Consider the following 26,194-nt stretch of genomic DNA (forward strand, 5'->3'; position numbering starts at 1 on the left):
TCCCAACAATTCAAAAGGGGATGAACATGCAACGTTATCCAATGACTCCTGAAGGCAAGGCTGCCTTAGAGAAAGAATTACAACAGTTAAAAACAGTGGACCGCCCTCGCATCACACAGGCGATTGCTGAGGCCCGTGAACACGGTGACCTCAAGGAAAATGCTGAATACCACGCAGCCCGTGAACAGCAGGGTTTCTGTGAAGGCCGTATTCAGGACATCGAAGGAAAGCTTGGTGCTTGTCAGGTGATTGATGTTAAGGAACTTGAGCAGACAGGCCGTGTGGTTTTTGGTGTGACTGTCACCATCGAGAACCTGGACACAGAAGAGCGTAAAACCTATAAGATCGTAGGTGATGATGAGGCAGATTTTAAAATTAATAAGATTTCTGTCAATTCTCCAATTGCACGTGGTCTTTTAGGTAAAAGTGAAGGTGATGAAGCCAAGATTCAAACACCAAATGGCGAAGTTGAATACGAAATTATCAGTGTGGAATACCTGTAATATTCCTACATGATCAACCCCTCAAATTGAGGGGTTTTTCTTTAAATCCTGTCACTCATGGAAGATAAATGGACTCATCCTTAATCAACTCACCTGTTAAACACTGGTGCGAGTTCGAATTTATTGCTAAAACAGTAAACAATCCAAATATCCATATCAAAGGTAATTATTCTTATTATTCAGCCTATTGGGATCAGGGTTTTGAGCGTTGTGTGGTACGTTATCTACATGACAAACCTGCTACACCTGAAAAACCAATTGATCAACTGCATATTGGCAATTTTGTCTGCTTTGGTGCTGAATGCGTGATTATGATGGGTGGCAATCAGTTGCATCGACCAGACTGGATTTCAACCTTTCCCTTTGATACACGTAGTTTTTTGCCTGCTGGAGATACCATCATTGAAGATGGTTGCTGGATTGGCAGTCGCGCCATGATTATGCAGGGAGTAAAACTTGGTGAGGGAGCGGTGGTCGCAACAGGTGCTGTTGTCACTCAGGATGTGCCACCCTATGCGATTGTTGCTGGTGTTCCCGCCAAAGTAATGAAGTACCGCTTTTCTCCACAAGATATAGAAAAACTACTTGCACTCAAACTTTATGATTCAGATGAAAGGCAAATTTTAAAAATACGTGAACTGTTACAAACAGATAATATTGATCATCTAAAGAGTTTTCTTCAAGAAAACTTATAAATGATGAAGATAACTTATTGATATCCTGCACTTCTCATATTCATAGAAATTTCACATAATTTTATTTTAGCCATTTTCCCTAAATACAGATAAGTAACTTACCTATCCCTATAAAAATACTAGGTTTTATTCTTTCAAAAATAGGGTTACCATAAAAACATAGATCTTATTTTATACAAATATTTATAAACCTGCTGAATCTTAAAATGGAATTATAAGGAGTAATAAACATGACTTATCAAAAAATCCTCGTTGCGATTGATGACTCAGAAATTTCGGTCAATGTCATTCAGCAAGCAGCTCAACTTGCCAAAGCGCTCAACAGTGAAATTACTGTGGTTGAGGTGATGGCATTGGACCCATATTTAGCCGATACCTATGTTCGATTTGGTCAGAGCAATGATTTAATTGAGCGTGTGCGTGGTTATGTGGAAGAAAATCTGGCAAAAGCCGAGCAGAAATTTGAAGAGCTGGGCTTAACGGTTGCCACTCAGGTTCTGGAGGGTTTTTCTATCCCTCAGGAAATTATTGGGGCTGCACAAAACCTAGGTGCAGACCTGATCATTATGGGTTCACATGGTAGAACAGGTTTCAAGAAATTTATTCTGGGAAGTGTAGCGCAAAAAGTATTGGGTGAAAGCCATGTTCCAGTGTTGATTGTGCGTTAAATTTCAGTCAGGTATTGGATCAAAACATTGGTCTAATACCTGTTTGATTCAAATGATTAAATTAAAATCTGCTTAAACCGAATTCACTTTAATAAAATCTATAGATTCAAGCCTTATCGCCATTATTCCTATCAGAATTTCAGTAAGCGTCGCTGCGATTTGGCCAATTTTCTTAACCAACCTCAACGCATTGTGACAGATCGCATATGGGGCCTATTGCGCTAACTCAACGATAACGATCAGTTCTGTACGATTAAGACTTGACGATTAGCTTGCTAATGCGATTGATCAATCCATAAAGATCAACCTACATAAAGCCTTGCTCTACTTATAAAACATATTCCCAAATGATAAAGCCAAGTCCAAAGCCTAGGAATGCGTAAAGTGTGATAATAAAGAATACAAAAGCGGCATTATTTTTCTTTTTTAAAAAACTCATATTCTGCTCCCAAATCTTGTCTAAGCTAGATTCTGGATGAATATACAAAACAAGAATAGACACAAAATACCTTTAAAAAAATATAACAGATCAGTTCAGCCAAACTGATCTGTTATAAAAATTCTGCCTTGGGATAATAAAAAATGATTTTGCACGATCAGCAGAAATATTATTTTTGAAGCCATATCTCACTCGACTCCTTTGGAAAATACTTCTTCCTTAACCACAGCGAGACGGTCACAAGTGAAATCAATACGGGAACTTCCACCAAAGGTCCGATTACCGTTGTAAACGCAACAGGTGAAGCCAAGCCAAAAGTGGCAATTGCAACCGCCAAAGCCAGCTCGAAATTATTGCCAGCAGCCGTAAAAGAGATTGCTGTGGTTTTAGAATAGTCATTACCCAACCACCTGCTCATAAAGAAGCTGATGAGAAACATCACCACAAAGTAAATGGTCAGTGGGATTGCGATATGCAGAACATCCAAGGGTAAGCTCACCACATCACCACCTTTTAGGCTGAACATTGCCACAATGGTAAATAGAAGTGCGAACAAACTGAGTGGGCTGATCTTGGGTAAAAAGACATTTTGATACCACTCCAAACCTTTAGCTTTCACGAGAGTAAATCGTGTCATAAAGCCAAGGAAAAATGGAATCCCCAAATACACCAATACTGCATGGGTAATGGTCCAAAAATCGACATGGATGACTTGTCCTGCAATTCCAAAATAGGGTGGCAAAAATGTCAGGAACAACCATGCGTAACTGCTAAAGAACAGAATCTGGAAAATACTGTTAAATGCCACCAATGCCGCAACATATTGGTTATCACCACAGGCCAAGCCATTCCAGACCAGCACCATGGCAATACAGCGAGCCAAACCGATCAGGATAAGCCCTGTCATATATTCTGGATAATCATGCAAAAATACGACTGCCAGCACAAACATCAATACAGGTGCAATCAGCCAGTTCTGTACCAGCGATAAAGTTAAGGTTTTCTTATCTTTAAATACTTGTGGCAGAGCGGCATAGTCCACCTTGGCTAGAGGTGGATACATCATCAGAATCAAGCCAATCGCAATTGGAATATTGACAGAATACACACTCATTTTGTCTAAAGTAATGGAAGCTTGAGGTAAAAACACACCGATCGCAACCCCTACCCCCATCGCAATAAAAATCCATAGCGTCAGGTTACGATCTAAAAATGACAGTCTTTCTTGAGCCATGACATTCTCATTCGATGTTTGAGATTTGATTGATTGCAGCAATCAATTCAGGACGGGTCATATTTGCCGTATCTAATGCAAATAAAGCATCTAAACGGCGATTGATGTGATCTACTGTTAGCTGAAACGCCTGTAACTTTTGCTCTTTCGGTAAATCTAAATGCGATGGGTCAGCCAATCCCCAATGTGCCTTGATCGCTCCACCTAAATAAAGCGGACAAGCTTCCTGCGCTGCTGAATCACAAACGGTGATTACCACCTCAGGCTGATATTGTTCACAGTCAGCAATGGTTTTGCTCCACAAACCATTGGTCGAAAGGCCCAGATTCTGTAAAGTTTCAATGGTCAATGGATGTACCTGTCCAGAGGGTTTGCTGCCTGCACTGTACGCTTTCCAGCTCTCAGGCGCACGACTGTTAAACAGTACTTCAGACAAAATACTACGACAACTGTTTCCAGTGCATAAAAAGAGAAATTTCATTGGGGATTACTCACAATAATTTGGGGTATGACATGCTGCTAATGTAGAGAGGTTTTTTGATGGATGAGCAACCAAGATCGTTAAAATGTCATGACACCACGCTGGCAACTGTGAATTGATGCTGTAATACACCCATTGGCTTTGTCGCCTATCTTGCAACAATCCTGAAGCACGTAACAACGCAAGATGCCTTGAAATCTTGGGTTGGCTTAACTGTAATTTTTCCGTGAGGTCACAGACACACAGCTCCTTATTTTCAGCAACTAAAGTCACAATGTTAAGACGGGTCTCATCTGACAAGCATTTAAAGAAAGTCACCTGATCCATATTCACTCCCATTTATTTGGATATATAGATAAACATATATGATAAGTAAATTGTTAAAGTCATTCTCTGATCATCATCTTCCGCATGAATAAAAAAATCCTTTCATGGATGTTGCTTATATGCATTTATATATGATTTTTCATATATATGCAACTTCATATATCGGATTTATTTTTTTGATCGATTTTATTTGCTGAATAATAGTTTCATCCATATAGTCTGTATAGAAAGTTAGGTCAATTTACTGTTATCTAAAACAATGAAGAATAGCTGAGAGGAAAAATGCAATATCTTTCCTCCCATAAAACTGAACAATACAATAGTTATCTATTGTCTAAACCAGCCAGCAACACATATTTAATTTCCAGATAATCCTCAATGCCATATTTGGAGCCTTCACGTCCCAGACCTGACTGCTTGACCCCACCAAACGGCGCGACCTCATTGGATAAGATTCCTGTATTGAGCGCCACCATGCCGTATTCCAGCGCATCGGAAACTCGCATCGCCCTGCCTAAATCCTGACTGTAGAAATAGGATGCCAAACCAAACTCGGTATCATTGGCATAGCCCACCACCTCGTCCTCAGTTTCAAATTTAAATATAGGTGCCAAAGGTCCAAAGGTTTCTTCTTTGGCCACTTTCATGTCAGCCGTGACATCTTTGACAATGGTTGGTTCAAAGAACAATTGGCCCAAAGGATGGGGTTTTCCACCCAGCACCACCTGAGCGCCCTTGCTGACCGCATCCTCAATATGTTCTTCCACTTTCTGCATGGCTGCACTGTCAATCACTGGGCCAAAGTCTACTCCAGCCTCCAAGCCATTGCCGATCTTGAACTGTCTTACTGCCTCAGAGAGTTTTTCTATAAACAGGTCATAAATTCCTGACTGTACATAAATACGGTTGGCACAGACGCAGGTCTGGCCTGCATTACGGAATTTGCTGGCAATCGCGCCTTTTACCGCAGCATCAAGATCGGCATCATCAAACACCATAAACGGTGCATTACCACCCAGTTCCATCGACACCTTTTTCACCGTTGAGGCGCATTGGGCAATCAGTTTTTTACCCACCTCGGTTGAACCTGTGAAACTAAACTTCTGCACTCGGTCATCGGTAGTCAGCACTTCACCGATTTCAGTGGAACCGCCTGTGATGACGTTAAATACCCCTGCTGGAATACCTGCACGCAAGGCAAGCTCTGCAATCGCAAAGGCAGATAATGGGGTTTGCGAAGCTGGACGGACAACGATGGTACAACCTGCCGCCAATGCTGGCGCAACCTTACGGGTGATCATGGCATTCGGGAAATTCCACGGGGTAATTGCAGCACAAACCCCAATCGGCTGCTTATTCACAAGAATCTTTTGATCAGAACCATTTGCGGGAATAATATCGCCATATACCCGTTTGGCTTCTTCGGCAAACCATTCAATATAAGCCGCACCATAAGCAATCTCGCCTTTGGCTTCACTCAAGGGTTTACCTTGTTCCAAGGTGAGAATATAGGCCAGATCATCCTGATGCTGCATGATCAGGTCAAACCACTGGCGTAAAATCTTACTGCGTTCCTTGGCACTTTTTTTACGCCACAATGGCAATGCCTGCTCAGCGGCGGCAACCGCATCTAGTGCTTCCTGTTTGCCCATTTTGGGTACAGTACCAATACTTTCGCCTGTAGCTGGATTGGTCACGCTTAGGGTCTGACCAGAGAGTGCATCCCGCCACCGACCGTTGATCAATGCCTGTGACTTTAATAACCCGTGATCATTCAACTGTGCCATTTTCTTGTTTCCCTATTATCAAACATTGAGCTTTTCTTATTTTTAACAGCAATCCTGACTGATTCAAGTTACCTTTAGTGAAACTTGTTGTCCAAGCATTTGAAACTGATATTGCCCAGCCTTTAAATCCATTGGGCGAATGATTGAACCTGTGAGAATCACCTCACCTGCTTGCAGCTTTTTATGCTGTGCCAATAAAGTTCGAACCAGCCATAAATAATTACGGATGGGTTGATCTGAAGCTGTTAAAGGCTGGTTGCGGTTTAGGCCACTTTTGGAACGGTTGACCTGAATAAAACGGGTATTGCGGCTTTGCCAGAACTGGCAGGTCTGGTCAGAAAGTGAAGACAATGGGGCTTTACGGAACGCGATAAGGTAGAACAACATGACTATGAGTTGTATCTGGCAGTCAATGATATTGATCACACGAAGAGAAAAGCAGCTTCCCCGCAAAAAATGGTATATGTGAGCGTTTCCATAAAACGATTTTGCAGGAGTTCTATCAAATTACGTTTAGAAAGAAGCTTTATAGCTCATTGGAAGAATTACAAGTTGATCTAGACGATTGGCTGAAATCCTATAATACTGAACGGACTCATCAAGGAAAAATGTGTTGGGGTCGTACACCACTTGAAACTTTACTTGATGGAAAACGGATTTGGGCTGAGAAGAATTTAGCTCAAATTTAACCTGACAGGCACAATAAAAAATGGGTAACTGTCAGATCAGTTTTGAGCTAGTACAAGTCTTTTTAATCTTTATCCAGCGACTACACTTGCTTATATTTCAATCATTAACACCCTGATTTATAGATTTAGATGTCAATTTTCAATAAGTATGTTATGATGCTCGTTCATATATGGGGGTGTTATTGGCTTCGACGCTGGTGATGAAGCTCATAGATGCATGCCGAGAGCGCATTTTCTCTCGTAAATAAAATTTGCATTTTAATAGTCGCAAACGACGAAACTTACGCTCTAGCTGCCTAAGGGCAGCTTGTCCGCTTCACTGAATACTTGTGGTCAGTGAACCCGATCGAAGCGCACGCACACAAGTCCGTATAAAGTCAAGCCTCGGGGCTTTATACCAAACTTAGAGGATCGCGCCTTGTACCCTGTTCGTCGGGTCGCTTGGTGTTAAAACAATAGACGATATCTAAGCATGTAGTATTCTCGAGTGTAGTGCTGGCGGACGCGGGTTCAACTCCCGCCACCTCCACCAAATTCCGAAAAATGTATCAAGATTTATCACGATACATAAGACTGAAAGCCTTAGCCAGAAATGGTTAGGGCTTTTTTAATCCCTAAACATAACCAAATATAACCAGCTATAGTGTACATGCACCGTGTACACTGCCTTGTACATTGCAAGATTTATTGAATCCGCTGGTGTACAAGCCATGAAAAGAACAGAAATTAAACGCAGGCCATTATCAGATACTGCTCTTGCGAACCTTGAACCTGAATCAAAAGAATATAGAGAGCTTGACGGTAAAGGCTTATATTTTCGTGTCAAACCTGATGGTAAGAAAGCATGGTTATTCAGATATAAAAAAGCGTCCAATGACGCTTTAAATGTTTGCTCAATGCCCTAGTACGCATAAGAGGCAATTGCGGTTGCGATTGGTTTATCTTCATCATTGACCATGGTCATACGCATGGTGCAGCCCTTACGGCCTAAACGTAATGTTTCAGCACGCGCAATAAAGAACTGGCCACGCCCTGGTGCCAGATAATCAACACGCATATCGACTGTTGCCAAACGGGAAACTTTTTTGATGGTATCAGGTAAATTCTCAGGGGTTGAATGACGGTAAAGCTGCTCCATCGCGACAATTCCACCAATACTATCCAGTATGGTTGCAGCCACGCCGCCATGCAGGATTTGAAAGGCCAGATTCCCCACCAGTTCAGGCTTCATTTCCACATAGGCTTCAATCTGGTCATCGACCACACGCATCTCCATACCACTGTATTTAAAGAATGGACAGGCATTAAAGGATTTACAAAGTTGCTTTAACACCACAGCATGATCTACTTCCACACCCAACTGAATATTACCCGTCCAGTTTTTCTTTACATCATTCATACGCTGCCAACATCCAAAGGAACGATAAACATCCCACTATTTTGTACAAATCTAAAATTATGGGGCTACAATAGCGAGGTTCTTTCATTGGTTCAGGCTGCCAAGCTCTCCCCAGCATGCCTTAAATGAGCCAATTATTCCTATAGTGTAATACTGAACATCGAGATTGTTATGACTTATACGTTCAATCGTCCAGCTTTCCCTGCGACTCGCATGCGCCGTATCCGTAAAAATGACCAGCTCCGTGCCATGGTCAGCGAAACACAACTCACAGCTAATCACTTGATTTATCCAGTATTTGTACTACCAGGACAACAACAAAGCCAGGATATTCCAAGCATGCCAAATGTGCAGCGCCTGTCTGCCGATTTATTGCTCAAAAAGGCGGAAAGCCTGCTGGAACTTGGCGTATCCAAACTTGCCCTATTCCCCGTAACCCCACAACAAGATAAAAGTTTAATGGCGGAAGCGGCCTGGCATGAAGATGGTCTGGTTCAAAACACCTGCCGTCTGCTTAAAAAAGAATTGCCTGAAATGGTGCTGATCACCGATGGCGCACTTGATCCATACACCACACATGGTCAGGACGGTATTATTGATAATACAGGCTATGTACTGAATGATGAAACGGTGGAATGCCTAATCAAACAGGCATTGAGCCATGCCGCAGCAGGTGCGGATGTGGTCGCACCAAGTGACATGATGGATGGCCGTATTGGTGCGATTCGTCAGGCACTTGAGCAAAATGGTTTTATTTATACCAATATCATGGCGTATTCAGCCAAATATGCATCCAGCTTTTATGGCCCATTCCGTGATGCGGTAGATTCAGCCAGCAACCTCAAAGGGGGCAATAAATATAACTACCAGATGGATATAGGCAACCGTGCAGAAGCCCTGCATGAAATCGCCCTTGATATTCAGGAGGGTGCGGACATGGTGATTGTAAAGCCTGGTATGCCATATCTGGATATTGTGCGTGAAGTCAAAGATACCTTTGGTGTCCCAACCTTTATCTATCAAGTCAGTGGTGAATATGCGATGCTTGCGGGCGCAATTCAAAATGGCTGGTTATCGGACAGTGTGATTCTGGAATCCTTGATGTGCTGCCGTCGTGCAGGTGCAGATGGCATCTGGACGTATTTTGCAGAAGAAGCTGCACGTAAACTGAAAGAGATGAAATAATTATTGCTAGTTCAATATAAGAACTTATGTTGAAACTGGATACACGGAAACGTCATCCACAATTGTTCGAGACAGGACGACACTAAAAGAATGCCGTTTCTGCGACCCATTCAACAAGCTGATGGTAGTCAACGAGTTTTGTGGTGAGCTGCGATTATAGCAGCGCAAGATGCCTTTCTTGCGAAGCGTTGCTTCTCATTTGGGCGAAACCAAAGTAAGTCCAGCCTGAGCAAGCCAAAGCGACTAAAGCTTTGGTGAAGCGCAAGACGAAGTGGCTTATCCTGAAATATAATGAGAACTCGGCAAGACTCCGCCATGCATATCATTACTAGTAATTCTAAAATAGTTTAAATTAAGCTGAAATTAAACTATGACTTTGGTTTAGATTTTTATGCATATTGCCATCATTGGTGCAGGCATTAGTGGCTTAATGACTGCACTGGAGCTTGCTGAACAAGGCTGCTCAGTTGATATTTTTGATCAGCATCAAGCGGGTCAGGCTGCTTCGTGGGCGGGTGGCGGTATCCTCTCCCCCATGTATCCGTGGCGATATGCGCCTGAAGTCAACCAACTCGCCCAATATGGCAAATCGTTGTATCAAATGTGGAATGAAAAACTGCTGCCGATCACAGGCATTGATTTTCAAATCCACGATACAGGCATGCTGATTTTTGACCGAGAAGATTTCGACATAGGATTAAGTTACGCAGCCCAATTCAATGAACCGATGCAGCAATGCGACCTGCTCAATCGCAAGCAACTTGAACGGGTTAATCCGCATATTTCAGCACAATTCCAGCAAGCGATTTATTTTCCACAGCTTTCCAATGTCCGTAATCCACGTTTATTGCAATCGCTGATTGGCTATTTAAAACAGCATTCTTCAGTGCGTTTTTTTGAATATTGTCCCGTTGAAAAATTGATCATTCAAAATAAAAAGGTACAAGGTGTACACACCGAAGATGGCAGAAACTTTAGTGCAGATCATGTTGTGATGAGTTGTGGCGCATGGAGCCAGCACTGGTCAGAACAGGTTCAACGAAAAATCTCGGTGCATCCTGTACAAGGTCAAATGCTACTGTTTAAAACACCTGAAAACTGGTTGCCCACCATGTGCATGAATCGGGTGATGTACCTGATTCCACGTCAGGATGGTCATATTGTCTGTGGTTCGAGTATGGCTGACTGTGGTTTTAGTACGGCTGTGGATGAGCAAACGCAGCAGGATATTTTAACAGCCTGTCTGGAAATGGTGCCTAAGCTGGAACAGTTCCCGATTGTGCAACGCTGGGCTGGGTTACGTCCAAGCTCTCCTCATGGCATTCCGTATATTGGCGCAATGCCTGAAATAGAAAACCTATGGGCCAATTTTGGACATTTCCGTAACGGACTGTGTATGGGAGCAGGTTCAGCACGTTTACTGCGCCAGTTAATGCTAGGACAAGAAACCCTTGTTTCGCCAATCGCCTATTCACCAGAACGCTTAAAAAAACAGGATTTAATCTCTTCCTAAAATTTCGCTCAAGGCCGATTTCAGGTCGGGATACTGAAACTGGAAACCTTGGTCCAGCAATGCTTTCGGTTTTACATACTGACCATTTAAAATCAACTGGGATTGCTCACCCAAAGCCAGTTCAAAGACACATTTCGGCATTCGAATAAAAGGCCTACGTTTTAAAACCTGCCCTGCGACCTGAACAAATTTTTGCTGATTGGATTGCTCAGGCGCAACCAGATTATAAACCTGTTGCTTATTGTTCGATTGCAGCAGAAAAACCATTGCATTAAGTACATCCTGAATATGAATCCAGACAATTGGCTGCCGTCCTGAACCAATCTTGCCTACCGCATTTAAGCGAATGGGGAACAGCATTTGCGGTAAAATACCCCCATTTCCAAACACAACGCCTAACCGAATAATTTTGGTATTTTGCTGACTAAATTCCAGTGCAGTTTGTTCCCAAGCCTGACAAAGCTCAGACATAAAAATGGTTTGTGGTGGTGTGTTTTCATCACAGATGGTCGTCCACTGTTCCTGCGGATCAATGCCATAATAGCCAATCGCTGAACCTGAAAGAATGCATTGTGGGAAAATCTGCTTTTGTTCTAACCATTCATACAGTCTTTGGGTCATAGAGACACGACTTTCAATGAGTTGTTGCTTCCTCTGTTCCGTCCAGCGTTTTTGCCCAATATTTTCTCCAGCTAGATTGATCACATAATCAATCTTTTGGGAGCTCATCTGTTCAAAGTCATTTACCCAAGTTAAATCTGGATGATCAGAAACTTTATTCTTTTGCCGAGTGAGCGCAATGACCTTGTATTGCCTTTCCAATAAAAATGGCAATAGATGGGAACCGATAAAACCACTGGCGCCCGTGACCAGGACGGTTAATTTTTGCATCACACAACCTTTATAAAATGATATGCATCCTAGTCTTGGCAAAATTGGCATGAATTACAAGTGAAGTTTTTTATCCTAATTAACCATCTTGTTTGCCATTCTTTGTGCTTGTGGTCCATAAAACCAGTAAGTAATTAAAAATAAGGGTAAGGCAATCACCAACCACATGGCTAAAACAGCAAGTAAAAATTGCGGCTGCTTTAAATAGAGTAAGAAATTCTGCCAGATTTCAGGGTCTTTACGCGCAAACATAAATAAACCAAGTAATAAACCACAAATGTTATATCCCCAAAAAATCAGGGTAAATCCCAAAGTCAGGCGTTTCTTTTCCTGCGCAGTTGGGGCGCGGCGCTGTTGCTTTAAAAACCTGAATAAGACAAAAATAATCGCGATTAAATAAGGAACAGCGGTAAGCACACCACCAATACTATTGGGTAGAATTGCTGCCAATACCCCAGCAATCAAAGTTGAAACCAGACAAATAATAAAAAACCAAATATAGTACAAACGCAATGAAATCATTAACATAAACCTAGCTAGAGCGGTTTCGAGAAATAATTATAATTTTTTTTCACTTTTTTTTCATTTTTATGTCAACCAATCCTCAACTATCACCGTTATATAGGGTATTAGGTCGCAGCAACCGATTGGACATTGCACGGCATCCGCAACGTTTTCGGTGACCTTTCATTATGACTCTCCAATCTTTGTCTGTGCTTTTGTTAGCAGCCAAAATGCAGATTAAGATTTTGACCGACGATTCCTCATCACTCGAATCGTCGGTTTTATTTTTTTAGATAGCCTTAAAATATTTAAGATCATCATTTCATTAATATTTAAGAAATGAATATGAATGTAAAATGTCAGTGTTATACTAAAATTTCATAAAATTAAAATAGTTAAGTTTTAAAAATGAAATGTCCAAACTGTCAAACAGAAGTGGCAAACGACAATATCAATATTCAAAGTGATATGGGAAAATGCCAGGCATGCAATCACCTGTTTCGTGTTTCAGAACATTTCGACATGCCTGCATTTGCATTTGACCTGAACCAGCCTCCTAAAGGGGCCTGGTATAAAAACAATATGCAGGAAATTAGGCTTGGGGCAACGCTAAGAAGTCCAATCGCGTTCTTTCTTGTGCCATTTATGCTGATTTGGTCAGGTGGGTCATTGGGTGGTATTTATGGTACTCAAATCGCAAAGCAGCAGTTCAGCCTTTTACAAAGCCTATTTGGGATTCCATTTCTGCTTGGCACATTATTTTTTGGATTCATTACCCTGATGATGACATTCGGCAAAGTGGAACTAAGCATTGACCGTCAAGGAGGACGTGTTTTTACAGGCATTGGAAAAATAGGAAAATCCAAATCTTTCCAATGGCATGAAGTGACCAGAATCCGTGAGAATTATGTCGCCAACTCATCCAATAAACAACAAGCTCAAATTGTCATTGAGGCAAATCAGCCTATCACATTTGGTCTTGGACTCGCTCCAGAAAGACACCACTACTTATTTCATGCATTGAAAAGAATACAATCACAATATAAACCTGAGCGAAGATAAACCGATTTAAAATTATTCACCGACACTCCCTCATGGCATGAATTGTCAATTCTGGTTTTTATTGCCCTTTAAACTGTGGCAAACGTCTCTCCAGCATGGCACGTACTCCCTCTTGTGCATCTTCTGATACAAACAGTGGTTTGAGATAACTGTCCATGTTCTGGAATGCAAAAGTCTGCCCCTGTGTCACCGCATCGGTTGCCGAAGCCAATAAGGCCTGTACAGCAAGCGGTGCAGCAATACAAATTTCTTTGGCAATTTCGATGGCACGTTGCAATTGTTTACCATTTTCAACAATCTCAGACACAAGATTCAGTTGATCAGCCGTTTTGCTATTAAAGGTCTTACCTGTTAACAAATACGGCATGGCCTTTTGCCAACCTGCCGCTTGTACAAAACGTACGGTTGCGCCTCCAAAAGGCATAATTCCGCGTAGCACTTCAAGCTGACCAAATACCGTATTTTCACTGGCAATCACCACATCAGCATTCAGCATCAACTCCACCCCAGCGGTATAACAAATCCCTTGTACTGCGACAACGACAGGCTTTGTTCTGTGCCGCCCACCAACACCCCAGGGATTAATTTGGCTTTCCCCAAAATTAAAAATGCCCTGTGGAATTTTGGGTTGTAATTCCACCAAGTCCAGACCTGCCGTGAAATGATCACCATGTGCAAAAATCACGGCGCAACGTAATTCAGGATTGTTCTCATATTCGGTTAAAGCCAGAGATAAATCCTCAATCATATGACTATCAAAGGCATTTCGTTTTGCGACCCGATCCAAACCAATCAACATCATGCGATCAATAATTTCGCGGCTTACTTTTCCTGAACTCATTTTTGTATTTCCTCATTTTTTTAATAACTTCGATTCTACTGTCAAATATAAATTTATCCAGTCATTGCTGATTCGTTCCTGTTCCAGTCGCTTATTTTTATAGCAATTCTTTCTTAAAGCATGAAACAAACTCAACTCTTCTGCTGTTAAATATTGCGGTTCGCTAAAGACAGAATCAGGTTCATCGACCATTTTATCCTGAAATTGCAGTACTGTGGCTTCATCCATCATTAAAGGAATAACATCCGGAATTTTTTGGCGTACCATGCTCAGGATATTTAAACCCTCTGAATCCAGATCACCCCAGTAATAAACTTTTTTATGTTGTAGCCAAGCCGCATTGAGCCATTTGATATTTTTACCGCCGCCACAGACCACGATACTGTTTTCCAACATAGGTAAGGCTAAACCTGACTGAATATTTTCAACCACAATAATATGTTGGGCAGGCAATTCAAATTCTGTCAATACATCAGTCGAAAGCTGAAAGACTGGAAATCCACCCAATGATTGTTGCACTTTGGCACATAAGGGTTTGATCATTAGCCAGCCTTTAGGATGATCCAGACAATTAAGCCAACTGAGTAATCCACCTGTTGCTTGTATTTCGCCTTGATGCAAGACATCACAAATAGCTTCCACAAAAATCAGATTTTTTTCTAAAAATTTGGTATCGACATGCTGTAAAGGCAATGCTCTTAAATAATGCCCTGCGCCCATATTTGCTTTAAGCTGGGCAATCAAGTGGATCAGTAATTGCCAATCATGTTCAGGGTATTGTTCAATCTGTTCTAAATATTCAATTAATGTAGAAAATAGTGCATATTCTATATGTGGCTCTACAAATAGCTGTTGCAACAGAAAGGAAATTTTGTCTGAAATTTTTTTAAGTCTCTGTTGCTGTCCTAACAACTCCACCATGACATCTAATGTAGGAATGACCAGTTTGACAGGGACATGCTGTGTTGCCAACTGTTTAAATTGACGTTGTTGCCATTCCACCAGATCAGGATAGGCAAAATTTTTCCATGTCTTAAAAAATGTATGGAAATGATCTATATCTGCAAATGCCTGCTGACCTGTCGGGGCTTTGAGTGAAAGTACAATCGGGAATGGACGTTGATGGCGCAAACGTTGTTTTAAATGCCGTGGATGATCCCATTCTTTCTTGCGTAACTGAGCGATGGCATCATCAGGCAAAATTCCCCATGCTACTGTTTTAGCCATGAAGCTCAATTCCAAGTTGCTGCGCCTCGGTGGTTATGGTCTGTTTGCGTTGCTGCATCCGTTCATCAATCTCTTGCCATGTGACTTCACATAAATGACTTTCATGTTGGTCAATATCACGTTCAGCAATCAGTAATGATCGGGCAGATTCACGTGCCAGATTCAGGTTTTTATAGGGTGTAATCAGATTGACATGTATTTTCAGTGCCTTAAATACTTTTAGCACACGACGACTAACTGCTTCAGCGGTATTGGAAAAAGCTTCATCTAAAAATACAGTGCTATAAATCGGGTAATCATAACCATCAGGTGTCAATACATAAGCTAAACTTGCTGCGACAATGGTACCTGCAAAGGATTCTTTTTCACCGCCTGATTTTCCACTAGAGGATTCCAACACATCCCTTATTTCACTTGTTTGCGCATCCACTTCTTCGGCATGGAATGACATTTGATAACGAGGATCAAGCAAACGTAAACTTTCCTGATTATTGGCAGTTGCCGAGCTACTGGCTCTGTCCAAAATCGCCATTAACTCCGCCAAGTGTTTAAAACGACGTTCATATTCTTCACTATTCACGCCAGACAAAACTTGCTTTAAACGCTGCTCAAAATCCTGTACATGTGGATATTTTTCTTTCTTATAGCCCAGTCTTAAATAGCTGCCGAGCTTAAATTCCGTGCGTTGTAATACCTGATTAATCATGTCAATTCGGTCAATGATTTCTTCCCGATTTGCATTCAATTTATCCTGAATCACACTTAAAGACTGAGCGGTGTGTTTATGCAAACGTTGCTGGAATTGCTCAACCAGATTCGGCAAACCCTCCTGCTGTAATTCCTGCAAATAGGCAACATAATCTTCTAAAGCAGCCAGCCCTGTCGCCCATTCTCTTTGTAAAGGAATATGTGCCCATTTATCTTTACTGCGGAATGACACCATAATGCCATTGGCGGTATTACTGACCGTAGTTTTTTGGTCATTTGCCTGCCCAATTAAACGCTCAAGTTTTCGTTCGGCTTCTGCCTGCAACGCATCATCTAGTTGTTTGACTTCGCCTATCCGTTGTTTCAATAACTGTCGAGCATCATCACTGATTCCGTGCTCGGCTGCTTGTTGTGCTTTTTGCTGTTTTAACTGGGTATCATGATGTTGCTGTTCTAACTGACCTCGGATTTTTTGTGACTCACCTTTTTGTAAGCGAATCTGTTTGAGCTCATTTTTTGCATCTTCCCAACGCTGGCGAGCCTGTTCAGCATCAGAATCTGCCTGCTGTAAACGCTGCAAGTCCTGTTGGGTTTGCTGCTGACGTTGTTGCCAATACGGTAAATTAATATTATCCCATTGATAACGCTGCAATCTTTCCCACAAGCCTTTTTGCTGATTCACATTATTAAGTAACTGCCGAGCCTGTTCAATCTGTTGGTATAGCTGTTTAAGCTGTTGTTCTAACTGACTATATTCATGTTTAAGCAAGCTCAGACGAGAGGTATTGGAAAAGCCCAGACACCATGCTTTACGATCATCAACACGTTGTTGGTCTTTTTTCTCAAAGCGTCCTCGTTCTAAATGAATTAAGCCCTGTTGAGTCATGGAAAATGGCATATGATCCAGTATTTGGGTATCACTCACGCAATTTAAATCAAAACGCTGTAAATGCTGTTTTAACCAGTCACGATAGGCGTGTTCTCGCCAAAGCAACTTCCCAAGAAAACCATTGTCCTTAAAATGGACATGCTCCACTTGTTTTAGATTAACCACCTGTAAACGCACATGAGTTTTATTATTACGCGCATTGACCCATTTGGTCACCATCGAATAACGATCCTGTGGCACAAGTAATGTGGTTTTGAGTCCACCTAATGCTCGCTCAATCGCGCCTTGCCATGCTTTTTCGTGCTCTTTAACATCAATCAATTCCCCAATAAACATCAGTTCATGTTCATCAAAAGATAAATGCTGTTTTAATTCATCACGTAAACGCAATAAATGCACATCATGAATATTACTATCGGGTCTGGCTTCAATTTCCTGAATATCTTCCTGAATATCTTTGAGCTGTTGTTGGGTTTGTGCGTATTTTCCACTGATTTCAGCAAATTCATCCTGACGTTGCTTGGTATCCTGTTCAGTATTGACCAATTTTTCAGTCGCAATGCCCTGATTTTCCAGCAAAGCATGCTCGGTTAAATCATCCGCAAGTTGTAACTGTCGGGCATCGTCCTGATAACGAGATGCTTCTATAACCAGACTTTTGAGTTTATCTGTAATAAAACCCAGTTCTTTGTGCAGATTTTCAATCTGATGACCACCCAACTGTAAATATTCCTCATGACGACGTTCCTGCCGTGTCTCTGCATCCTGTTCCAGTTGTTCAATCTGCTGAAATTGTTGTTTGAGTTGTAGCAATTCCTGTTCAAGCTGCTGTAACTTTTCAGTCCATAATGCGGCAAATAATTCACCAAAATAAGCAGCAATCGATTGTTTTTCCAAATGAAGCTGCGCTAAACGCTGCGTCAATTCGGCAATTTGTTCAGCACATTGTGGCAAACGCTCTATATGCTCCACCTGTTCACGCGTATCCACCAGATGCTTATAATTGGCTTCTAAATCAGCAAATTCATTCACCGCCGTTTGTGCAGTTTCTCGTAAATTACTCGGCTCTAACACCAATTCCCGAATCAGCTTGGTTAAATCATCAATTTTCTTTAAACCCAATGCTCGGGAAAGTAATGCAGGTGCATTCTGATTGTCCATAAATAAATATTTACGGTACATATCCTGATAGCTTTTAAAATCACTTTCAAAATAATGAATACGCTGATCTGTCTTGGGATTAAAATGCTGTTTCAGTTGGCGTGTATTACCATCGGCAAAAATCTCTAATACTTCAGTCAGTAACACATTGCGACTGGCTATCATATATAAACGATTGACATCACTGAGTGAATTTTTGCCTTGTCCAAGCCAAAACAAGCCAATCAGGGTAATCTGAGAACCATCCTCTGCAATATACAAGGCTCGTAGTGCCGTGGTTACAGCTTTTTCTCGTTTACTTTTGACTTTGGTACTGGAACCATCATGTTCAGAGCCGTAACTGCCGCGCATATAGGTCACTAAAGAACGATCTGAACGGTCACCCTGTGCGGCTGCTACGTTAAAACTGGCTTTGCTGGCAGGTTGTAACAATGCCATCAGTCCATCAATAAAGGTAGATTTACCAGCACCATTGTCGCCTGTAATCAACGTCCCTTCAGGATCAATTCGGGCTGTATGTAAATTATGGAATGAGCCCCAGTTAAACACGGAAATCTCAGCCAGACGAATTTGTCCCTGAGCAAATAAAGTATCCAAAGTCATTTCTTGCATTATACCTTTCCTTTATTCTGCTCGCATTGATGCATAGCTGCTTTATCTGCCAGTTGCTCATATTCGGTCAATAAACTTTGTAGAAATTCAGCATTGACCACATAACGGATAATCGGTGTAATTTCATAACGCCCATCCTCACCTCGTATTACACTGAGAATTTTCTTTTCACTGAATTTATCTAGTGTGCCACTTAGTTTTTTACGGTCTTTACTGTCATGATTGGTAATCGGAATAAAAGGGATCAAACTTGCCTGAATTCGTTCCAGATCAATAATAATTTTTTGCTCACCTGCGGTTTCCCGCTCCTGATAATATTTCCGTAAAATGAGTAATACCAAAGTGTCATATAAGGTTAAGGTACGCTTTCGAATCAGCGTAGGGAAATCATCTGATAATGCTGTATCGTCATTTTCATCATTGATGTTTTCAGTATTAATAATATACGCCACGCCCTGTTTGGCATCTAAAACCAGTTGAATATATACTTCGGCAAGATGCTGGCGAATCACTGTTTCATAACGACATAACACATCAAACAGTTTTAGATTTTCAGCTGCCAGAATCGTTCCCTGTCGCATCAAATAGACCAAAACCCGTCTGGCTTCATGCGGCATACTAGATAGTTCATCACTTAGCTGTAAATCGTTCTCCATCTCTTGATCTGCTTCAACTTCTATCAGTTCATCTTCGACTTCGGCGATGCGCTGCGGTTGAATATCATGATTTTCGTTTGATGTTGGGCGACGCACCCTATCAAAAAAACTGCTCTCTTGTGGTTGCATGTCTCTACACTCTTATAATGCCAATTCATCTAAATTTTCAGGGAATAATTCTGCACTTAAATAATAAGTCGGGATACGGGCTTGTAGATTCACGCCATGTTGATCCTGAAATTGAATCTGCTCATTTTGTTCTGTTAATTGCGGCGCTTTAATGGCTTTGGCAATTCGTAAGTATGCCACCAATTCCTCCAGACCTGCCTGTAATGGATGTTCTTGGGTTAAATGTGCAATACTCATAACCCCTTTTTTCAGCAATGTATGGCGTGCTTTCTCAGCAACCTCTCGTACCTGTACACTGTCCAGATAGTGCAGCATTTGATTACTCGGTTCTTTACGATTTTGTTGTTGCTGTACGCCACGTGTATCCATGTGTTCATTCGGACTTTTCAAAGCAAAATTTTCAGGTGAGCTGATCTGAACCGAACCGACTGCCAAATCCACCTGCATTTCGGTTTTTAAATCGCACTGCTGTTCCAGTGTTAAATTCACTGCCTGTTTTTCCAGTTGCGATAGCAAACGCTCGATCATACGATTTTCCAGTGCAGCTCCACTTTCAATATATGCCCGCAATCCCTCTTCAGTACGGCGACGCACCTGAAATACCCGACCACTTTCCCGCGCCAGTTCACGCATGAGCTGTCCTAGATATTTCTTTTGTGCTTCACTAAGTTGCTGTGCTACAGGGTGATTGAGAATACTGCGTAGTTGTTCCCGAAACTCAGTGGAACGATCCTGATCCTGTAATAATTGACAGAAACCATCAAAAGCACTGCCAGCATCGCTTTTGGCAAGTAATTGCTCTTTTTGCATCAATGCCAGTAACACTTCACCTCGTGAAGCATTGCCCTCAATCATATCAATTCTTAACTCTTTATCTAACTGACGAATTTCATCTTCAACTCGCCTAAAATCACCTGTTAAAATAGAAGCCAGTTGATAAATTTCCCGAATCCGTTCCCGTTGTTCCGTTTCATTGAGCTGCGTCACCACCCCTGCATGCAAGTCATCAATTTCTTGTTGAATCTGGGCTTTCTTTTGTTCTAATAAGTTGACACGATCATCAATACTGTCGCTAATGGCAACCACGAAATCCCGTACTGCATCCTGTACAATTCTCAAATGTGAGGCAGTAGTACTGCTATGACGCTCGTCTAGATTGCGACAAAAACGCAATACTGTTTCACTGGCATCAGTCTTGCTGAGCATGTCATCCATTTCACGCAACCAGCCTGCCTTAATCCAGCTATTTAAATAATAGGCTGCATTATTTTCGGTTTGCCACAATCCCTGTTCGCGACTATATTTAATAAATTCATCCAGTAAGCTTCGGGCACGACCATAGGGAACTTCGGTTTCTTCGACAAATAAATCGGCAATAAATGCTAAAATGTGTGGCGCATTTTCTGCTCTTAATAATTTCCAGACTGGACTTTCATGATATAAACGGCGGTAAGTTGCCTGTATCCCCTGAATATTCATATTTTCTCATACATCATGAATATAAAAACTTATCATATCAATAATTCAGTCAACTCTATAGTTGACTGAATAAACTCAACGACTCAAGATGTCGTAGTTATAAAAAATACATTTTTAAGCATCACTTTATCTTTAACCATTATTTTGCAAATTGTCATGTACAAATTTATGCTACCTTATTCCCATACAAAAATAGGGATTTTCTATTTCATGACCGTGCGTTTTTTTCATACGTCTGACTGGCATTTGGGGCAATTCTTTTATAATCATTCCCGCCATTATGAACATGAACAATTTCTGACATGGTTACTTGAACAAATCAAACAGAAACAACCGCATGCCTTGCTGATTGCAGGCGATATTTTTGATGTGATCAATCCAAGTTCTCAGGCACAAAAACAACTGTATCAATTCCTCGCCGATGCGCATGAACGCGCACCGCACATGCAAACACTGATGATCGCAGGCAATCACGATTCAGGCTATCGAATTGAACAGGTTGAGCCATTATTAGCGAAATATAATGCCAAAACGGTTGGGGTGATTCGCCCGAATAAAGAAAATAATTTAGATTTAGATCGTTTAATTTTGCCAATCTACGATGAACAAAAAGAGGTTGTCGCGTGGTGTATTGCCCTGCCTTTCTTACGCTCTGCGGAGATTACAGGCTTTAATGAACATACCACTAATAGTCAAAATGCCATTGCCTACTTACATCAACAACTCATTGCCGAGGCCAAACGGCGCAAAACAGATGATCAGGCCCTAATTCTGATGTCACATGCCCATATGCAAGGGGGGGAAACTTCAGATTCAGAACGGCCAATTATTATTGGCAATGAAGAGGCACTTTCGACCAGCCTGTTTGATGACAGCATTGATTATGTGGCGCTCGGACATCTACATAAACCGCAGAAAGTTGGGCAAGATCATATTCGGTATAGCGGTTCCCCAATTCCCTTGTCCTTTAGTGAAATCAACTATAAGCACCAAGTGGTTGAGGTTACGATTGACTCGACCAAACCAGAAAATAAGCTGGATTTTGAAGCATTGGCCATCCCACGAAGTATTCAACTGCATAAAATTAAAGATGAACTCACAGCGGTTATGCAGCAGCTTAAAAACCTACCCAGTGGCCCTATCGAAAATATTGACCATCGAGAATATGTCGATATTGAATATCATACGGCGATTCCTCCACAGCCGAATTTGCGCCAACAATTTGAAGATGCCTTGCCGAAAGATCGCTACCGTCTGGTGCGTATTTCCAGACAATATTTATCGAATGAAAATAATGCTGAAAACAAGCAGAGCATTAGCCTAGAGCCACCCACACCAGAAAAATTATTCCAGCAGATCTGGGAGAAAAAGGGCTATCACGCAGACGATGAGGTCACCAAAGATTTCTTAAGTCTGGTGAATGAAGCACAAAAAAAACTTGAAGATGATCAAAGTTCTTAAGGACATGCCATGAAAATTTTATCGATTCGACTAAAAAATCTGGCATCTCTTGCAGGTGAGCATTTTATTGATTTTGAATGTGATCCTTTAGCCAATGCAGGCTTGATCGCGATTATCGGGAAAACGGGGGCAGGCAAATCCACCATTTTAGATGCCATGTGTCTGGCCCTGTTTAATAAAATTCCTCGCCTTAAAGAAAGTGACGGCAAGCTTCTGGATGTGGATGGTTCTGAACTGCTCACCAACTCTCCCCTGACCGTTTTACGTCGCGGTACAGGACACGGCTTTGCTGAACTGTGTTTTGTGGCACAAGACCAAAAACATTATCTGGCGCGTTGGGAAATTAAGCGTGCCCGTGAAAATGCCAGTGGGAAATTGCAAAGTGTGCAGCGCTCGCTCAAATGTCTGACCGATGGCGTGGTGGTTGCAGATAAAAGTAAAGCCGTCGAAAGCCATATCCAGCAAATTACCCAACTCAGTTTTGAACAATTCACTCGTGCCGTTTTACTGGCACAATCGGAAGTGACCGCATTTTTAAAGGCGCGTGATACTGAACGAGGCGAATTGCTGGAATACCTGACCAACTCAAGTATCTTTGCCAAAATTGGACAACTGGCGTTTGAAAAAACCCGTGAAATGACCAACCAGCGCAAACAACTGGAAAATGTTTTAGGTCATATTGAGATTCGCACCGATGAAGACGTTGCTGCCATACAAGCGCAATTTCAACAGACACAACAACAGGTCCAGCAGCTTGAAACCGAGCGGACTCAACTCAAGCAACAACAGCAATGGTTTGAACAACAACAAAAGCTAGAAAGTGAAATCACCATCAAACAGCGGCAGCATGAAACGCAACTCAATGCCCATACTGCCCTCGCAACAGATCGCCAGTTGCTTGAACAATTGGACATCTTTTCTGACATTCGCCCTGTTGTGTTTCAACAACAGCAAATCCAAAAAACACTGCAACAACTTGAGCCGCAGCTTCAACAAAAACAGCAACATTTTAGTCGCTTAACCACAGAATTTGAGCAGGAAAAAGTCTGCTATATGCAAGCGGAAACGGCGCTGCAACAATTTCAAAATTTTGAGCTGCAACATCAAGATGAGTTGAGTCAGCTACGTAAATACGTTCAGGAACGTGACTATATTGCCGAAGATTATAAAAAGACCAAAAGCAGGCTGACACATATTGAAACTCAGCAACAACCTTTGCTACAACAGCAGCAACAGCTTGAGCAGAATCTCCAGAATATAGGTACACAACAGACCTGCTGCCTTGAGCAATTACAGCAAAGTGCCCACTTCTCAACTTTGGATAAGGGCCTGCATGCCCATGTACAACAATTAGAGCAGTTTATTCAGCATTATCAAAAAGTTGAAAATACGCTGGGAAATATTCAACAGGCCCAAAGCAAACTTGAGCAAGATAAAAGCCAACTTGAGCAATTAATCTCGCAGTTTGGTACAACGCAGCAGATTGATCACACCCTTGAGCAGAAACAGACACAGAAAGAGCAAGTGTTGACTCAGCTAAATCAACTGGATGTGATTCAACAAAAACTACAACATCATTTTCAATTAAAAAATGAAGTCTCAGAGCTGCAACACACATTAAATACCATACAAGTCCAGTATCAACAGCTCGAGCAAAATACTCAAAAAGCAGAAAGTGAATTTCAGGCAGCAAAAACCGAGCGGGAAAAATTACAGCAGGTCTTGCAACAGCAACGCTTACTCCATGCCGAGAATATTGAACATTTACGTGCTGAACTGAAACAAGGTGAAGCTTGTCTGGTCTGTGGCAGTACTGAACACCCCTATCGTGAGGATGAAAGTCCTGTTTCGAAAGCCTTATATGCATTACAGCAACAGCAGGAACAACAGGCATTACGGCAAGAGCAACAATGCTTCCAGCTTTGGCAGACTACACAGCAACAATTCACCCAGCTTCAATCTGAGCAAAAACAGCGCCAAACCGCCTTGCAACAAACTCAGGAAAAATTAAATACTCAACAGCAAGAGTTACAGCAATATTTGACTCAAACGCATATTCAACTCGATTTGAATGTTTCGCAACCTGAACTTGAAGTTTACCTGCAAGGCTTAAATACCCAATCTACACAAACAAAACAACAGCTTGAGCAGGAATTACAACAGCTCAGCCATGCCAGCAAACAGCAGCTTCATTTAAACCAGTCTATCCAGAACACGGCCTATCAACTGGAAACAGTACAGCAGTTACAACAACAGATTCAGCATATTGTGGATTGCCTGGATTCACATGAGAAAACAGTTTGGCTGGAACAACCATTAGTACAATCAAAACAGATTGTGCAGCGTTTAAAGCAACGCCTACAACAGCTTGATCATGCGGACGGACTAGGTAAACAGCAACAGCACAGCACACAACAACTCAATTTATTAATATCAAATCTCAATGCTTTGAGCACGCAACATACTGAGCTAAATCAGCAATTGCAGGACATTGCGAAAAAGGGTCAACAAAATAGTGAGGATGCCAATCAACTCATTCTGGCCATGGCAGGTTCAACAGAACTCAAAGCCAATGAATGGTTGCATCAACATGATCAACAACGCCAGCAACTGCAGCATCAATATCAGCAGCTAAAACAGAATTTCGAACAGGCACGACAAAGCTTTGAGCAACACAAAAATGAACTAGAGCAACTCAAAGCACAGCACCAGCACAATCAACATGCTTTCACACAATGCACAACAGAAATCGGTGCATGGTTGACGCAGCACAGAGATTTTGAAGAACAGCAACTCCTTCAATTGCTAGCCATTTCTTCAACGCAGGAACAGCAAATCCGCTTAACGCTACAAGATGCGGATCGTGTCTTGAGTGAGGCCGCTTATGCGCTTAAAACTGCGCAACAGCTATTCAATGAACACCAGCAACAGCAACCTGAGATTCAACATGAACAACTGACCGAACTGATTCAATTAAATCAGGACAAACTGCAACAGCAGCTTGAACAACGAGATCAATATAAAGTTCAGCTTGAATTGCATCAGCAAAACCTTGCCAAGCAAAAACAGTTTGCAGATCAAATTCAACAGATACAACAGCAGGAATACCGCTGGAATAAAATTTCCAGTTTGATTGGCGATTCTAAGGGCAAAGATTTCCGTGATTTGGCCCAACAATATAATCTGGATATTTTGCTGGAATATGCCAATCAGCAATTGGCGATGCTGTCACAGCGTTATACGCTCAAACGTCTGGACAATTCACTCAGTCTTGCCATTATTGACCATGATATGGATGGTGAAACCCGTTCAGTGGCTTCTCTTTCTGGTGGGGAATCATTCCTCACTGCCCTTGCAATTTCATTGGCGATTGCCAATATGGCCTCAGGTTCCATGAAAATCGAATCACTATTTATTGATGAAGGTTTTGGCACGCTGGATGCATCTTCGTTGCATATGGTGATGAATGCGCTGGATCAATTACAAAGCCAAGGGCGTAAAGTCATTTTAATTTCACATATTCAGGAAATGCATGAACGGATTCCTGTGCAGATTCAGGTGCAGCCGATGGGTTCTGGTTCAAGTCGGATTGAAGTAGTGGGTTAATATGCAGTAACCCAACGCTTCATTTAAAAACTGGCAAACCCAACTTGG

The 26,194-nt window shown here is 41.8% G+C and carries 22 protein-coding genes, 1 other RNA gene and 2 pseudogenes; 11 read left to right on the forward strand and 14 right to left on the reverse strand.

Annotated features, from left to right (window positions below):
- The first annotated feature begins 26 nt into the window (after window positions 1-26).
- From greA to F967_RS09895, 3 genes are all read left to right on the forward strand, one after another.
- On the forward strand, window positions 27-503 hold the full coding sequence (gene greA, locus F967_RS09885) for a transcription elongation factor GreA (RefSeq protein ID WP_004761751.1): 477 nt from the start codon (window positions 27-29) through the stop codon (window positions 501-503).
- A 68-nt stretch (window positions 504-571) separates the two neighbouring features.
- Window positions 572-1,198 (forward strand): CatB-related O-acetyltransferase, encoded by a 627-nt coding sequence (locus F967_RS09890; protein WP_004799648.1) that lies wholly within the window; start codon window positions 572-574, stop codon window positions 1,196-1,198.
- Window positions 1,199-1,428: 230 nt separating this feature from the next.
- Complete coding sequence (locus F967_RS09895) at window positions 1,429-1,866, forward strand: universal stress protein (protein ID WP_004799649.1); 438 nt, start codon at window positions 1,429-1,431, stop codon at window positions 1,864-1,866.
- 328 nt (window positions 1,867-2,194) lie between these two features.
- Here F967_RS09895 and F967_RS14355 read toward each other — a convergent pair whose 3' ends face one another.
- From F967_RS14355 to F967_RS09920, 6 genes are all read right to left on the reverse strand, one after another.
- Entirely contained in the window at window positions 2,195-2,305 is a 111-nt protein-coding gene (locus F967_RS14355) for a hypothetical protein (protein WP_004799650.1), read from the reverse strand.
- A gap of 169 nt (window positions 2,306-2,474) precedes the next feature.
- Window positions 2,475-3,539, reverse strand: coding sequence for an ACR3 family arsenite efflux transporter (arsB, locus tag F967_RS09900; RefSeq protein WP_004799652.1), 1,065 nt, complete (start codon window positions 3,537-3,539; stop codon window positions 2,475-2,477).
- A gap of 7 nt (window positions 3,540-3,546) precedes the next feature.
- Window positions 3,547-4,020, reverse strand: coding sequence for an arsenate reductase ArsC (locus F967_RS09905; protein WP_004761761.1), 474 nt, complete (start codon window positions 4,018-4,020; stop codon window positions 3,547-3,549).
- Between the two features lie 6 nt (window positions 4,021-4,026).
- The gene (locus F967_RS09910) at window positions 4,027-4,347 is read right to left on the reverse strand and encodes a metalloregulator ArsR/SmtB family transcription factor (RefSeq protein WP_004682768.1); all 321 of its coding nucleotides are present in this window, start codon (window positions 4,345-4,347) and stop codon (window positions 4,027-4,029) included.
- A gap of 323 nt (window positions 4,348-4,670) precedes the next feature.
- Window positions 4,671-6,134 (reverse strand): NAD-dependent succinate-semialdehyde dehydrogenase, encoded by a 1,464-nt coding sequence (locus F967_RS09915; protein ID WP_004682769.1) that lies wholly within the window; start codon window positions 6,132-6,134, stop codon window positions 4,671-4,673.
- 63 nt (window positions 6,135-6,197) lie between these two features.
- Window positions 6,198-6,521 (reverse strand): hypothetical protein, encoded by a 324-nt coding sequence (locus F967_RS09920; RefSeq protein ID WP_004676637.1) that lies wholly within the window; start codon window positions 6,519-6,521, stop codon window positions 6,198-6,200.
- Here F967_RS09920 and F967_RS13915 point away from each other — a divergent pair.
- From F967_RS13915 to F967_RS09925, 3 genes and pseudogenes are all read left to right on the forward strand, one after another.
- Window positions 6,507-6,823, forward strand: a pseudogene (locus F967_RS13915) (integrase core domain-containing protein); the annotation flags it as partial. The gene F967_RS09920 and the pseudogene F967_RS13915 sit on opposite strands and share 15 nt — an antisense overlap.
- Window positions 6,824-6,995: 172 nt before the next feature.
- Window positions 6,996-7,355, forward strand: a transfer-messenger RNA (tmRNA) gene (ssrA, locus tag F967_RS13920).
- A gap of 178 nt (window positions 7,356-7,533) precedes the next feature.
- Window positions 7,534-7,689, forward strand: a pseudogene (locus tag F967_RS09925) (Arm DNA-binding domain-containing protein); the annotation flags it as partial.
- 35 nt (window positions 7,690-7,724) lie between these two features.
- Here F967_RS09925 and F967_RS09930 read toward each other — a convergent pair.
- Window positions 7,725-8,222 carry a thioesterase family protein gene (locus tag F967_RS09930; RefSeq protein WP_004676633.1) on the reverse strand — a complete coding sequence of 166 codons (498 nt, stop codon included), beginning with the start codon at window positions 8,220-8,222 and terminating at the stop codon, window positions 7,725-7,727.
- Between the two features lie 171 nt (window positions 8,223-8,393).
- Here F967_RS09930 and hemB point away from each other — a divergent pair, with 171 nt between their 5' ends.
- Complete coding sequence (hemB, locus tag F967_RS09935; RefSeq protein WP_004799654.1) at window positions 8,394-9,407, forward strand: porphobilinogen synthase; 1,014 nt, start codon at window positions 8,394-8,396, stop codon at window positions 9,405-9,407.
- Between the two features lie 391 nt (window positions 9,408-9,798).
- Window positions 9,799-10,920: a glycine oxidase ThiO gene (thiO, locus tag F967_RS09940; protein ID WP_004799656.1), complete on the forward strand. Its 1,122-nt coding sequence runs from the start codon at window positions 9,799-9,801 to the stop codon at window positions 10,918-10,920.
- On the opposite strand, the gene F967_RS09945 is transcribed toward thiO, so the two are convergent.
- Window positions 10,906-11,811, reverse strand: coding sequence for a TIGR01777 family oxidoreductase (locus F967_RS09945; RefSeq protein WP_004757410.1), 906 nt, complete (start codon window positions 11,809-11,811; stop codon window positions 10,906-10,908). The two genes, thiO and F967_RS09945, sit on opposite strands and share 15 nt — an antisense overlap.
- Before the next feature lie 75 nt (window positions 11,812-11,886).
- Window positions 11,887-12,333 (reverse strand): ABZJ_00895 family protein, encoded by a 447-nt coding sequence (locus F967_RS09950; protein ID WP_004769643.1) that lies wholly within the window; start codon window positions 12,331-12,333, stop codon window positions 11,887-11,889.
- A 390-nt stretch (window positions 12,334-12,723) separates the two neighbouring features.
- Here F967_RS09950 and F967_RS09955 point away from each other — a divergent pair, with 390 nt between their 5' ends.
- On the forward strand, window positions 12,724-13,377 hold the full coding sequence (locus tag F967_RS09955; RefSeq protein ID WP_004761774.1) for a hypothetical protein: 654 nt from the start codon (window positions 12,724-12,726) through the stop codon (window positions 13,375-13,377).
- 58 nt (window positions 13,378-13,435) lie between these two features.
- On the opposite strand, the gene F967_RS09960 is transcribed toward F967_RS09955, so the two are convergent.
- From F967_RS09960 to F967_RS09980, 5 genes are read right to left on the reverse strand one after another with little or no spacing between them, the layout of a single operon-like run.
- Complete coding sequence (locus F967_RS09960) at window positions 13,436-14,218, reverse strand: crotonase/enoyl-CoA hydratase family protein (RefSeq protein WP_004682775.1); 783 nt, start codon at window positions 14,216-14,218, stop codon at window positions 13,436-13,438.
- Window positions 14,219-14,230: 12 nt separating this feature from the next.
- A complete protein-coding gene (locus F967_RS09965; protein ID WP_004799659.1) occupies window positions 14,231-15,445 on the reverse strand; it encodes a Wadjet anti-phage system protein JetD domain-containing protein in 1,215 nt (404 codons plus the stop codon).
- The gene (locus F967_RS09970) at window positions 15,438-18,815 is read right to left on the reverse strand and encodes an ATP-binding protein (protein ID WP_004799662.1); all 3,378 of its coding nucleotides are present in this window, start codon (window positions 18,813-18,815) and stop codon (window positions 15,438-15,440) included. The genes F967_RS09965 and F967_RS09970 overlap by 8 nt, the downstream gene beginning before the upstream one ends.
- Entirely contained in the window at window positions 18,815-19,600 is a 786-nt protein-coding gene (locus F967_RS09975) for a DUF4194 domain-containing protein (RefSeq protein ID WP_004799664.1), read from the reverse strand. Before F967_RS09975 ends, F967_RS09970 begins: the two co-directional genes overlap by 1 nt.
- A 12-nt stretch (window positions 19,601-19,612) precedes the next feature.
- Window positions 19,613-21,079, reverse strand: a complete 1,467-nt coding sequence (locus tag F967_RS09980) for a DUF3375 domain-containing protein (protein ID WP_004676616.1) — start codon at window positions 21,077-21,079, stop codon at window positions 19,613-19,615.
- 210 nt (window positions 21,080-21,289) lie between these two features.
- Here F967_RS09980 and F967_RS09985 point away from each other — a divergent pair, with 210 nt between their 5' ends.
- Together F967_RS09985 and F967_RS09990 are read left to right on the forward strand one after the other, a co-directional pair.
- The gene (locus F967_RS09985) at window positions 21,290-22,540 is read left to right on the forward strand and encodes an exonuclease SbcCD subunit D C-terminal domain-containing protein (protein ID WP_004799666.1); all 1,251 of its coding nucleotides are present in this window, start codon (window positions 21,290-21,292) and stop codon (window positions 22,538-22,540) included.
- Window positions 22,541-22,549: 9 nt separating this feature from the next.
- On the forward strand, window positions 22,550-26,146 hold the full coding sequence (locus F967_RS09990) for an AAA family ATPase (RefSeq protein WP_004799669.1): 3,597 nt from the start codon (window positions 22,550-22,552) through the stop codon (window positions 26,144-26,146).
- Window positions 26,147-26,194: the final 48 nt, after the last annotated feature.

Source organism: Acinetobacter sp. CIP 102637 (assembly GCF_000368425.1).
GTDB lineage: Bacteria > Pseudomonadota > Gammaproteobacteria > Pseudomonadales > Moraxellaceae > Acinetobacter > Acinetobacter parvus.